The sequence below is a fragment of the Undibacterium sp. GW821-FHT11H02 genome (genome assembly GCF_058808015.1).
The window spans coordinates 1-12,922 of the sequence record NZ_JBXARG010000027.1 but is presented as its reverse complement, the minus strand read 5'-3'; the positions used below and the strand labels follow the sequence as shown (position 1 = coordinate 12,922).

General features: G+C 48.7%; 11 protein-coding genes. All 11 read left to right on the top strand.

The genetic code is table 11. The features are described 5' to 3' along the window. The first annotated feature begins 401 nt into the window (after positions 1–401). The gene (locus AC1RR2_RS19435) at positions 402–1,886 is read left to right on the top strand and encodes a M20/M25/M40 family metallo-hydrolase (RefSeq protein ID WP_493223934.1); all 1,485 of its coding nucleotides are present in this window, start codon (positions 402–404) and stop codon (positions 1,884–1,886) included. A 266-nt stretch (positions 1,887–2,152) separates the two neighbouring features. Then, positions 2,153–3,301, top strand: a complete 1,149-nt coding sequence (gene dgoD, locus AC1RR2_RS19430; RefSeq protein ID WP_493223933.1) for a galactonate dehydratase — start codon at positions 2,153–2,155, stop codon at positions 3,299–3,301. After that, on the top strand, positions 3,295–4,290 hold the full coding sequence (locus AC1RR2_RS19425) for a 2-dehydro-3-deoxygalactonokinase (protein ID WP_493223932.1): 996 nt from the start codon (positions 3,295–3,297) through the stop codon (positions 4,288–4,290). The genes dgoD and AC1RR2_RS19425 overlap by 7 nt, the downstream gene beginning before the upstream one ends. Continuing rightward, complete coding sequence (locus AC1RR2_RS19420) at positions 4,287–4,976, top strand: 2-dehydro-3-deoxy-6-phosphogalactonate aldolase (RefSeq protein WP_493223931.1); 690 nt, start codon at positions 4,287–4,289, stop codon at positions 4,974–4,976. Before AC1RR2_RS19425 ends, AC1RR2_RS19420 begins: the two co-directional genes overlap by 4 nt. Positions 4,977–4,979: 3 nt before the next feature. Beyond that, complete coding sequence (locus tag AC1RR2_RS19415) at positions 4,980–5,882, top strand: SMP-30/gluconolactonase/LRE family protein (protein ID WP_493223930.1); 903 nt, start codon at positions 4,980–4,982, stop codon at positions 5,880–5,882. A 46-nt stretch (positions 5,883–5,928) separates the two neighbouring features. Continuing rightward, positions 5,929–6,921: an arabinose ABC transporter substrate-binding protein gene (locus tag AC1RR2_RS19410; protein WP_493223929.1), complete on the top strand. Its 993-nt coding sequence runs from the start codon at positions 5,929–5,931 to the stop codon at positions 6,919–6,921. A 13-nt stretch (positions 6,922–6,934) separates the two neighbouring features. Beyond that, positions 6,935–8,428 (top strand): L-arabinose ABC transporter ATP-binding protein AraG, encoded by a 1,494-nt coding sequence (araG, locus tag AC1RR2_RS19405; RefSeq protein WP_493223928.1) that lies wholly within the window; start codon positions 6,935–6,937, stop codon positions 8,426–8,428. A gap of 464 nt (positions 8,429–8,892) precedes the next feature. Further along, positions 8,893–9,822 (top strand): L-arabinose ABC transporter permease AraH, encoded by a 930-nt coding sequence (araH, locus tag AC1RR2_RS19400; RefSeq protein ID WP_493223961.1) that lies wholly within the window; start codon positions 8,893–8,895, stop codon positions 9,820–9,822. After that, positions 9,815–10,591: an SDR family oxidoreductase gene (locus AC1RR2_RS19395; protein ID WP_493223927.1), complete on the top strand. Its 777-nt coding sequence runs from the start codon at positions 9,815–9,817 to the stop codon at positions 10,589–10,591. The genes araH and AC1RR2_RS19395 overlap by 8 nt, the downstream gene beginning before the upstream one ends. Positions 10,592–10,640: 49 nt before the next feature. Next, entirely contained in the window at positions 10,641–11,585 is a 945-nt protein-coding gene (locus tag AC1RR2_RS19390) for a LysR substrate-binding domain-containing protein (protein ID WP_493223926.1), read from the top strand. Between the two features lie 18 nt (positions 11,586–11,603). Then, positions 11,604–12,518, top strand: a complete 915-nt coding sequence (locus AC1RR2_RS19385) for an aldose 1-epimerase (RefSeq protein WP_493223925.1) — start codon at positions 11,604–11,606, stop codon at positions 12,516–12,518. The last annotated feature ends 404 nt before the right edge of the window (positions 12,519–12,922 follow it).

Sequence of the window (12,922 nt, the reverse complement as noted above, 5' to 3'; positions counted from 1 at the left end):
CGCGCCGTCTCGGGTCAATTTGCGATGCAACAAAAAAGCACGCTGAAACCGAGTGTTTGAGGCATATAAAAAATGCTTCTTGCTATGAGAAGGCAGAGATTCTTTCAATTAGAGAATTGGTTCTAATCACTTCAATGCATGAAAAAAGTGTTGGGAAACGAGAACAATACTTTTTGCCAGTGATTGTTGTTTGCTGTCGTGTCTCGCGTTGAAAGCGCTAGGTTTTTTTGAGTTCACATGATTAGATAGTGTCTCGAAAGATTTTCACATCTTAATAGGACTTACGCAAAACAGACGCTGGCGTTGTTGTGTTCGCCTCGCCGTGCAATTGCACTGTCTTCGGCCCCACGCCTAGCCAGCGCATTTTTGCGTAAGTTCTACTTAAAAAATAAGGATAAAAAATGCCAAGTAAAATTCCATTTAAATTTAATCAAAAGCTTTTGCGCAAACCCTTGTTGGCTTGTGCATTTGGTTTAAGCACAGGCTTAACATGTTTAAGTCTTGCCGCCACAGCTCATGGTCAGCAGACTGTCCAGGCACCGCCCGAAAATGCGACCCAAGCGCGTGACCTATTGCGAGATCTTATCGCCGCCAAAGCGACGCATGCCAATGGCTCGACCAGATCAGCACAAATGATCGCAGAGCGCTTAATTGCGGGGGGTTATAGCCGAGAAGATGTACAAGTGCTGGCACCCAAAGAACATCCGACTAAGGGTAATGTGGTGGTGCGTCTGCGCGGAAAATCGAATACTGATGCAACTACAAAACCAATTTTGTATATCGGCCATTTAGATGTGGTTGACGCCAAACGGGAGGATTGGAATTTTGATCCTTTTACCTTGACTGAAAAGGATGGCTGGTTATACGGTCGCGGTACCATTGATATGCTGGGACAAGCAGCAGCTTACGTCACAACGATGGTGCGCTTGAAGAAGGAGGGCTTCATCCCTGAGCGCGACATTATCCTGGCACTGACCGCAGACGAAGAAGCGGAAGGGAATGCCAATGGTGTCGCATGGCTATTGAAAGAACATAGAGCTTTGATTGATGCAGGTCTGGTAATTAATCCCGATGCGGGTGAAGCGGCGATCAAAAATGGTCGCAAATTGTATTTGACCGCACAAACCAGTGAAAAAGTTTTTTTGACCTTCGGTTTAGAAGTCACCGATAAAGGTGGACACAGCTCCCGGCCCACTGCGCAAAATCCGATTGATAGGCTGGCTAAAGGCTTGCATAAATTATCGGCATTTAGTTTTCCCTTACATCTGACGGAGACTGTAAAACTGTATTTCGCCGGACGATCTGCTTTAGAAAGTGGTCAGAAAAAAGCGGATATGCTGGCCGTCAGTGCAAGCAAACCTGATCTCGCAGCGGTGCGTCGTCTGTCGCAAGAAGTGGAAACGAATATTATGCTGCGCACCACTTGCACTACCACTGAGATCAGTGGCGGTCATGCCGAGAATGCCTTGCCACAAAGAGCGCGCGCTACCGTGCAATGCCGTGTGATACCTGGCGAATCACAGGCCCAGGTCGAAGCGCAATTGCGCAAAGTTTTGCAAGACGACAGTATTAAGATCTCAGTGATCACTGCGGCGAAACCGACACCAGAATCACCACCTTCGCCAGCGATCTTCAAAGCCGTTGCGAGCGTAGCAAAGGGAATGTGGCCAGAGGTCATTGTTTTGCCCAATATGTCAGCAGGCGCAAGTGACAGTGTATTCACGCGCAATGCTGGATTGCCGACCTACGGTATTGACGCCATGTTTGATGACCTTGATGATTCCAGGGCACACGGCAGAGATGAAAGAATCAGCGTCAAAGGATTTAACGAGGAGATAGAGTTCGTTTATCGTTTGATGAAAGCGATTGATAAACTACCAAAATAACCCGTTTTTTCAGGCGACGATAGTCAGGATTGTTGACTATCGTTGCCATCCTAATTCCCCCTCACTGAGTTTCAACTGAGTTTCAACTAAGTTTCCTCTCACTTCCTTTGTAATTGACAGGCCTTAAAATCTGCACCCGACTGTTGTCAAGCGTGCGAAATTGTTTCTACCTATTCCAAATTAATATATTAGGCATCATATAATTCATATTTATGATCTAGCTACTGGTTCTACACTGCAGTTTGTTCTTTTACTGTTATCGCATTATGCAGATTACCAAACTGACGACTTATCGCATTCCGCCTCGCTGGATGTTGTTGAAAATAGAAACCGATGCTGGGATTACAGGCTGGGGTGAGCCAGTCATCGAAGGACGAGCTCGTACCGTGGAGACCGCGGTGCAAGAATTTGCGCCGAATTTGATTGGCAAAGATCCCGCGCGTATCAATGATTTGTGGCAAGAAATGTATCGCGGTGGTTTTTATCGTGGGGGCGCGATTTTAATGAGCGCGATTGCCGGTATCGACCAAGCTTTGTGGGATATCAAGGGCAAAGCTTTAGGCGTACCGGTGTATCAGTTACTGGGTGGTCTGGTGCGCGACAAAATGAAAACCTATAGTTGGGTGGGGGGTGATAGACCAGCCGACGTGATCGCCAGCATGCGTCAATTGCGCGAGCTTGGTTTTAATACTTTTAAGATGAATGGCACAGAAGAATTAGCGATGATTGATACTTCGATTGCTATCGATGCAGCGGTATCCCGGGTCGCGGAAATTCGTGCTGCCTTCGGTACAGAAGTTGAGTTTGGACTCGATTTTCATGGCAGGGTAAGTGCACCGATGGCGAAAGTTTTGTTGCGAGAATTAGAGCCTTATCGACCTTTGTTTGTGGAAGAGCCCGTGCTGGCAGAAAACGCCGAATACTATGCGCGTTTGGCCGCGACCACATCGATCCCTTTAGCCGCAGGTGAGCGCATGTATTCTCGCTATGAATTTAAGCGTGTCTTCGAACAGGGTGGCCTCTCTATCGTGCAACCCGATTTATCTCATGCAGGTGGGATTACCGAGTGCGTCAAAATTGCAGCTATGGCAGAAGCCTATGATGTTGCGTTGGCACCGCATTGTCCGCTTGGGCCGATTGCGTTGGCCGCTTGTTTGCAGGTGGATTTTGTGTCGCATAACGCTGTGCTACAAGAACAAAGCATGGGCATTCATTACAACCAGGGTGCGGAGCTGCTCGACTATGTTGTTAATCGCGAGGATTTTGCGCTTGATGAGGGATATATCAAACCCTTTACTAAGCCCGGTTTAGGGGTAGAAATCGACGAGGCGCGGGTGATTGCCGCCAGCAAAAATGCAAGTGATTGGCGCAACCCTATTTGGCGTCATGCCGATGGGAGTATGGCTGAATGGTAGCGCTAGATAAATTAGATCCGCAGCTCATCGGTGTTGATTGGGGTAGCACTTGTTTGCGCGTATTCTTAATCGGGACTGATGGTGATGTACTCGCGACACGCACCAGTGCTCAGGGCAGCTCGAGTATGAATGGGTCGGCCTGGGCTTATGAGCAAAGTCTGGAGCAACTGGCGGGTGACTGGTTGCAAGAGTATCCGGATATTAATGTGCTCGCTTGTGGCATGGTGGGTAGTAAACACGGATGGCTGGAAGTGCCGTACGTGCCTTGTCCGGCGGACATAAATGCGATTGCCGCCCGAATCATGACGGTGAAAGGTGTGGATCAACGGCGCTTTGAGATCGTGCCGGGCATGGCTTATCGACCATCGATAGGTGCACCCGATGTGATGCGTGGCGAGGAAACGCAAATTGTGGGCGCGCTGTCCTTACGTCCTGAGGCACGTCAGCGTTCTTGCATTATTTTGCCGGGCACGCATTCTAAATGGGTGCAGATAGAGCAGGCCAAGATTAGCGCTTTAGCGACGCATATGACGGGCGAATTATTTGCTATTTTGCGTCAGCATTCCGTGCTGGGACGCTTGATGCCGAGTCAACAAAACGAACTTGATCCTATCGCTTTCATTCAAGGTGTAGAAGATGCGCGCCAAGGTATGTACCTGGGATTGAGCCATCAGCTATTTGCCGTAAGGACTTTAGGGCTGATGGAAATGATGCCCGGTTCGTCTTTAACCGATTACTTATCCGGCTTGTTGATCGGTCACGAAATTCAAGCTGGATTGGGATGGCGTCTGGCCGCCGGATTGGAGCAAGCGCCATTAATCTTAGTCGGTGATCCGACTTTGTGTTCGCATTATGCGCAAGCTTTATCACATTGCGGCGTGCATGATGCGAGCATTTTGTCGAATACGGCGCCGATAGGATTGTGGGCGATAGAGCGTGCCTATGCAGAAACACAAACCCGTCAGAAAGTACAAAAGGTGGCGTCATGAATCAAGCCGCGATTGCGAGGAGCTCTCCAAGTTTGCTTGAGGCGATGCAAAGCTTGCCTTTGATTGCCATTTTGCGTGGCATACATCCGCAGGAGGTCAGAGATGCTGCCCTCAGTTTGTATGCAACAGGATTTCGTATCATAGAAATACCGTTAAACTCACCCTCTGCATTTACTTCCTTAAAAATCTTAGGAGAATGCTTGCCCTCCGATGCTTTGCACGGTGCTGGCACGGTGCTTCGTCTGGAGGACGTATTTCGCTTGCATGCACTAGGCGCGAAACTAGTCATTATGCCGCATGCAGACAGAGAAATTATTCAGGCGGCAAAAGCAGCGGGTATGATTTGCATTCCCGGCGTTAGCTCGCTTACCGAGGCTTTTGCCGCTTTAAGTGCAGGTGCCGATGGTTTAAAGCTATATCCGGCTGAGTTGATCAGTTCTCCGGTATTAAAATCGATGCGCGCGGTGCTGCCGTCGCAAGCAGTGGTATTTCCTGTCGGTGGGATAGACGGCAGCAATATGAGTCAATATTTGCAAGCCGGCGCTAGTGGTTTTGGTATCGGAGGCAGTTTGTATCGCCCAGGTATGCCGCTGCCCGAATTAGTGCTGCGTGCACAAGCACTCATTCAAGTCTATCGTAATGCTATGGATGAATTGCATCCAGAACGAATCGTCAGGAGTAATTAAGGCATGTCTATGACTGAATCGCCAATTCAGAGATCTATGCAATTGAGCATTCCTCAATCCGACATTTTGGGTGAGTGTCTGCTCTGGCATGCCGGGCAATCTGCCTGGTGGTGGACCGATATTGAGTCGAGTCGTATCTTTTGTAGCTCGACGGATGCCGATGTGCGTAGTTTTGATATGCCAGACCGGGTTGGGTCTTTTGTGTTTTGTCGCTCTGGTCGTTTGATTTTAGGGACGGCGAAGGCCTTGTTTAGTTTTGATGTACAGCGAGGCCTAAGTCAATTGCTAAGTCCCGTGGAGGCTGATGAAGTACGAACCCGAATTAATGATGGTCGTATTGATCGTCACGGCAATTATGTGTTCGGTGGTTTTGATCAGCCTGAGGATAAGCGGCCTATAGCTCACTTTTATCAGTATTCACAGCAATATGGTTTGCGTCGCTTAGCGCTGCCTGGGGTTGCGATTGCAAATAGTATTTGCTTCAGTCTGGATGGAAGAACCATGTATTTCACTGACACTGGCTCGCGTCAGATTATGCAATGTGACTACGATGCCGAGCGCGCTGTGGTGAGTCATATACGCTTATTTACTGAAACGCAGATGTACGCCTATCCGGACGGTTCTGTGATTGATAGTGAAGCTTGTTTATGGAATGCGCAGTGGGGCGCTGGACAAGTAGCGCGTTATGCACCGGATGGCCGTGAGTTGCAGCGCATCACTGTTCCTGTAAAAAATCCTACCTGCCCAGCCATAGGCGGCGACAATTTGGATGTGCTGATGGTGACCAGCTCACGTAAGGACATGAGCGATCAGGAATTATTAAACATGCCGGATGCGGGAGCCTTGTTTAGTATTCAGCTAGAACAGTCTTTGGGTGTACCCGATGCCTTATTTGAAGATGTGTGATGTGATTTTCTAAAAAGTAAAAAACAAATAATGTGGAGATAGAAAGATGAAGATGCGTTTTTTAAATGGTTTGAAAATCTTATGGCTAGCCTCGGCATTGCATTTCAGTATGCAAGTCCAGGCGGCAGATCCGGTAAAAATCGGTTTCTTAGTCAAACAGGCAGAAGAACCCTGGTTTCAAGATGAATGGAAATATGCCGAACAAGCAGCGCGTGAAAAAGGATTTGCGTTGGTGAAAATCGGCGTGCCGAACGGTGAAAAATTAATGGCTGCAATTGATAATCTGGGCGCACAAAAAGCGCAAGGATTCATCGTCTGCGCGCCCGATGTCAAACTGGGTAGTGCGATTGAACGCGCAGCGAAACGCCATCAACTGAAAGTATTCTCGGTCGATGATCAGTTGCAAGATGGTAAGGGTAAAGCGATTGCCAGTATTCCGCATATGGGGATTTCGGCTTACGAGATAGGCAAGCAAGTCGGCGAAAGCTTATTGGCAGAAATCAAAACACGTGGCTGGAAATTAAACGAAGTTGGCGCTATGCGTATAGCTTACGACCAATTACCAACAGCACGTGAACGTACGATGGGCGCAGTCGATGCCTTGAAGGCAGGTGGCTTCCCTGTCGCCAATCTGATCGACGCAAATCTGGTCAAGAGTGATACCGAAAGTGCCTACAACGCCGCGAATATCGTACTCACTAAGCAAAGTGCTTTTAAGCATTGGATTATGTTCGGTATGAACGACGAAGCTGTATTAGGTGCAGTACGTGCCGCAGAAGCGCGGAAATTTACGCAAGACACTATGCTGGCTATCGGCATAGGCGGCAGTAAGAGCGCCTTAAATGAATTTGCCAAACCAAAACAAACGGGTTTTTTCGGCAGCGTATTAATCAGCCCTAAGCGTCACGGCTATGAAACCAGCATGATGATGTATCAATGGATCACCACTAATCGTCAACCACCCGCGTTGACCTTGACGAGTGGCACTTTAATGACACGCAGCAATCAGCAAGATGTACGCAAACAATTTGGTTTATAAGGTGTGATGGTCGATGTCTGCGTATTTAGAATTCGAGCAAGTCTCCAAATTTTTCCCCGGAGTGACTGCGCTTAATCAAGTCAGCTTTAGCGCACAAGCTGGTCGTGTGCACGGCTTATTGGGCGAAAATGGCGCGGGTAAATCTACGCTACTCAAAATCCTTGGCGGCCAATATAAACCTGATCACGGCTGTTTGCGCATCGCTGGTCAGGCGCAGGCATTTCACAGCGCCGGTGATGCGATTGCCGCAGGTGTGGCAGTGATACACCAAGAACTGCAATACGTGCCGGAATTGACTGTCACAGAAAATATTTTACTCGGTCGTTTGCCGCGCCGTTTTGGTTTCGTCGACAAAGCTGCCGCGCGCAAATTGGTGAGCGAACGTTTGCAAACGCTGGGAGTCGACCTTGACCCCGATCAGCTATTAGTGAATCTGTCGATTGCGCAAAGGCAGATGGTTGAGATCTGCAAAGCGCTGATGCAAGACGCACAGATCATTGCATTTGATGAGCCGACCAGTAGCCTATCGCATCGCGAAACGGAGATCTTGTTTCGTATCATTCGTGACTTGCGTGAACAAGGACGTACGATCATTTATATCTCACACCGGCTAGAAGAGTTATACGCTTTATGCGATGCCTGTACGATTTTTCGAGATGGAAAAAAAGTTGCCACGCATGCCGTAATGGCCGAGGTCGCGCAAGATACTTTGATTAGCGATATGGTGGGACGTGAGCTTAGCGATATCTATGATTACCAGCCACGCCAAGTCGGGGCAACACGTTTGCAGGTAACAAACTTAGGCGCAAAATCAGGTGAAAAGCCGCAAAGTTTTTTTGTGCGTTCGGGTGAAATTGTGGGCTTCTTCGGCTTGGTCGGTGCCGGTCGTAGTGAATTGATGCGCTTACTGTATGGCATAGATCCGGCTGGCGCTGGTGCGAGCATTTATCTGGATGGCAGTGAGCTACAACCAATGAGCGTGAATAAAGCCATTGCGGCTGGAATCGTGTTATGCCCTGAAGATAGAAAAGAGCAGGGCATATTGGCGCAAGCATCGGTGGCAGAAAATATCAATATCGCCAACCGTCGCGGTAACTTGATTGGCGGACTATTTTTACGTCATGCGCAAGAAGCAAAATTAGCCGACAAGTTCATACAAAAACTCAATATCAAAACCCCAACTCGTGAACAGACGATAGCGAATTTATCCGGCGGCAATCAGCAAAAAGTGATCTTGGCACGCTGGCTGGCGCATGAGGATTTAAAAGTATTGATCTTGGATGAACCTACACGCGGCATCGATGTAGGCGCAAAAAATGAAATCTATCGCATCATTTACGAAGTAGCAAAAATGGGTTGTTGTGTGATTGTGATTTCCAGCGAGTTACCAGAAATACTAGGCATCTCAGACCGCATCATCGTCATGCGCGATGGACAGATCAGCGGTGAGTTAAGACGCGACGAAGCGAACGAAGCGGCAGTGTTGAAACTGGCTTTGCCTGATTGAGAAATGGTGAATAGAAATAGGTGCTTAACAGTTTGGTTGGAATGACAATGATACGAAATCTGAATTGATCTAGGTATTACCGGACAAATCGAGATGCGGATAAAACCCCCTCTCCCGCAGGCGGGAGAGGGTTGGGGTGAGGGTAGTTCAGAAACAGCATACTGGTTTTAACGATAAAGTAGTCAAGAGACCAGCCGTAGATTTTTAATTATCGCTATTTGAGCCTGATGCGCCCTCATCCCCGACCCTTCTCCCGCTTGCGGGAGAAGGGAGTTTAAAACCAGCACTGTCAAGAAATTCATTCACGATAGCAGTCAGATCAAGCCAAGTAAAACGAATAAACTGAAATTGTCAGTCAAAAACATAAAGTAAAAGAAAAATTTTCGGAGTAAGAAAAAATGTCATCCCAGAACCAAGTAAGCGCAGTACAAACAAGCACAATAATAAGGCGACAAAATCCCCTCATCAGCATCCTGGCGAAGCAAGGCATGCCACTCGCTTATCTGATCTTGTTCGCGGTCTTATCCCTCACCGTAGAAAATTTTTTCTCCGGCACTAATCTGATCGGCTTGATGTTATCGGTCTCGCAGATCGGCATGGTCGCCTGCACCATGATGATGTGCCTGGCATCGCGTGATTTTGATTTGTCGGTGGGATCGACCATTGCCTTTGCAGGTGTACTGGGCGCATTGGTCTTAGAGCGCAGTGATAGCGTCGCGCTGGCGATAGGCGCTGCGGTATTGGCCGGCGCTTTGATCGGCGCTGGTAATGGTGTCTTGATTGCGTATTTGCGGGTGAACGCCTTGATCGCGACTTTAGCGACTATGCTCATGGTGCGCGGCTTGGCCTTTATCGTATCGAACGGTCAGGCAGTCGGGATCGCGAATGAAAGCTTCATGAGCTTTGGCGATGCGCGTATTGCTGGCTTACCTATGCCTGTCATCGTCTTGGCGATTTGTTTTCTCATTTTTGGCGTACTGTTGAATCACACCGTGTTCGGGCGTAACACTTTGGCGATAGGCGGCAATCCGGAAGCGGCTGAATTAGCCGGTGTCAAAGTACGCGCATTAAGAGTATGGATATTTTTGATACAAGGTGTCGTCACTGCCATCGCAGGTTTGATTTTGGCGTCAAGAATCACCAGTGGTCAGCCCAATGCTGCGCAAGGATTTGAGCTCGATGTGATCTCCGCTTGCGTATTAGGCGGTGTCTCGCTGCAAGGCGGTAAGGCAAAAATTTCCGGGGTGTTGATCGGCGTCTTGATCATGGGCACAGTCGAAAATGTGATGAACTTAAAAGATGTCGACACCTTTTACCAATATCTCATGCGCGGTCTAATTTTGTTGGCAGCGGTGATGTTTGATCAATTCAGAACGCGGGGACGTCATGGCTAATTTAAGACTAGAAGGGAAGGTGGCGATTGTCACAGGATCGACACTGGGCATAGGTGCGGCTACTGCCAGAGCCTTTGTGCGCGAAGGCGCTAAAGTGGTTTTGAATAGCCACTTGAACGATGCGGCGGCACAGGCAATCAGCGCAGAGCTGGGCAGTGAGAACAGTCTGTTTGTGCAAGCCGATGTGGCCGATAGAAAGGCGATGGAAAGCTTGGCAGAACAAGCTTTTGCGCGCTTTGGCAAGATCGATATTTTGATCAATAACGCTGGCATGAATGTGTTTGCTGATCCCTTAGAAATGACGCAAGAACAATGGCAACGCTGTTTCGCGGTGGATCTGGATGGCGTCTGGAATGCCAGTCGCGCTGTGTTACCGCAGATGCTGGCGCAAGCTGCCGGCTCCATTGTGAATATCGCCTCGGTGCATGGGCATAAAATTATTCCCGGTTGCTTTCCCTATCCAGTAGCCAAGCACGCTTTGATAGGTTTGACCCGCTCTTTGGGTATTGAATATGCGAGACGCGGCATACGCGTGAACTCGATTTCTCCCGGGCTGATATTGACCGAAGCCATACAAGCTTGGTTAGCCTCTTGCCCCGATCCAGAAGCAGAGCGGCAACGTCAGGCTGATTTATTGCCTTGTGGGCGTATAGGTTTGCCGGACGAAGTAGCACAGACTGCCTTATTTCTAGCCAGCGACGAAGCGCGCTTTATTAATGCGACGGATATTTTGATCGACGGTGGACGCAGTCAGCTTTATCACGAATAAGTGTACATAAGCGTGCGAACAATCAGTAAAATAATTGACAGGTGAAACCATGAGAGACCCGATTGCTGACCGTTTTGTCCGCACCCATCTAAAAACCCGTCACCTTGTTTTGCTGGTCGAATTGGGCAGACATGGTTCTATTTTGCGCGCCGCCGAAGCGGCACACATGACGCAACCTGCGGCGTCGAAATTATTAGCAGAACTTGAATACGCCTTGGGTGTGCAATTATTCGAGCGTTTAGCACGCGGCATTTCACCGACTTGGTATGGTGAAATCATGGTGCGGCGTGCAGGCACAGCATTGGCAGAAATGAATACCGCGCATCAAGAAGTGATGGAGTTATTTTCTGGTTTGCGCGGGCAAGTTGCGATTGGCACGGTGATTACCCCATCGACTAGTCTGGTACCGCGCGCCGTGAAAAAATTCAAAGAAAACCATCCCAAAGTGAATGTCTCCATCGCGGTAGACACCAGTACGCTGTTACTGCAACAACTGCGCTCAGGCGAACTCGATATGATGATAGGACGTTTGATTTCGGGGAATGATAGCTACGCCGAATTGAAATTTGAAGCACTGCAAGACGAGCCACACCGACTGATCGTGCGGCCTGATCATCCCTTAGCAAAACGCGATGATTTGCAATTAGCTGACTTGGCCGAAGCGGCCTGGATCTTGCCACCATCAGGCAGTATTTTGCGTGAGCGTTTAACGGCATTGTTCCTAGCGCAAGGCGTTGATTTGCCTTCTGATGCAATAGAAACTTCCGCGATTCCGGTGATCACTAGCTTATTGTTGGCTAGTGATTTAGTGATCGCTTTACCGCCTGAATCGGTGCAGCATTATCTGGATTCCGGTCTCTTGGTCGAGCTGAAATTTGATCTGGGTTTGCGCATGGATGCCTACGGTATCATCACACGCAAGCAACATCGCCTGTCACCCGGTGCGCAAGCCATGCTTGATGTTTTACGCCAGGTCGCCGATCAGCGTAATTAAGATCGCAAAACTTAGCGTATGTTGTCGTCTGAAGTTTTGGCTATTAGTAGCGGTGATTTGCATCTGACAGTGGCACCCTCTATCGGCGGTTCTATCGCCGAATTTTTTCAAATGCGTGATGGCCGTCGGCGCGATATTTTGCGCCCCGCGAAACCTGCTGCTTTTACTCAAAACGACGCCAGAGCAATGGCGAGTTTTCCGCTACTACCGTTCTGTAATCGCATCCGCGATGCTAGCTTTTCTTTTGATGATCAATTGATCAGTCTGGTCGCTAATCTGCCACCATCCGCGCATGCGATTCATGGCATAGGCTGGCAAGTGCCATGGCAAGTCATCGCGCACACAGCCGATACCATCGTGCTGGCGCTAGCCTATGGGCAGTCAGCGCAACGCCAGCAATTTGGCTGGCCGTGGGCTTTCTATGCCGAGCAAAAATTTCACTTAAGCGAGCAGGGTTTGTGCGTGACTATGCGTTTACAAAATCGCTCATCGAGTGCGATGCCATTGGGTATCGGTCATCATCCTTATTTCCCTAAGACGGAAAATACATCTCTACAAACTGAGCTGAGGTCTATGTGGGTGACCGATGCTGAGGTATTGCCTATGCATTTGCAAGCGACACCTTTACTCAAACAACTAGCGCGTGGTGTCCGTATCGATCAACACGTCATGGACAATAATTTCACAGGCTGGAATCGCGACGCAAGCATTCAGCTCGATGCACAACATCCGCCGATACGTCTGCAAGCCGATGCAGGTTTGGGATTTCTGGGTATCTATGTACCCCCAGCAGAAAATTACTTTTGTGTAGAACCAGTCAGTATGTGTACCGATGCCTTTAATCTGATCAGGACGCACAGCAGCGAGCAATGTGGCGCACAATCATTATTGGCTGGCGCTAGTTTTGAAACGCGGTGGTCTTTGTTGGTGTAGGACGAACCTAAATTCGGCGAGCGGATGTTGAAATTGGCAAATTGTGCCATCACAAGATCGGATTACGTAGATCTTCGATTCTAGTAGTTGGAAGAAAGGAATGAGAAGTAGAGTTCAGACATCTCATGTGATGTGAACCTCTTTAATGCTGTTCTGCAAGCGCTTAGTATTGTGCTGTTTCAATTGCTAGTTTTTTGTTTCGATAAGATAGGTTGGGGGCCCGTGAGTAATGCCGCTCAGTTGAACGGATACGTTCATAGTTTGTCGTTCCCGCGCAGGCGGGAATCCAGCGACGTAAAAGCTTAAAGACACTAGATTCCCGCCTGCGCGGGAATGACAGTTCATCTTGCAGGGCTTAACTGAACCCCATTCGGGACTCGGCTGCCATTTTTTTGAAGTGGCTT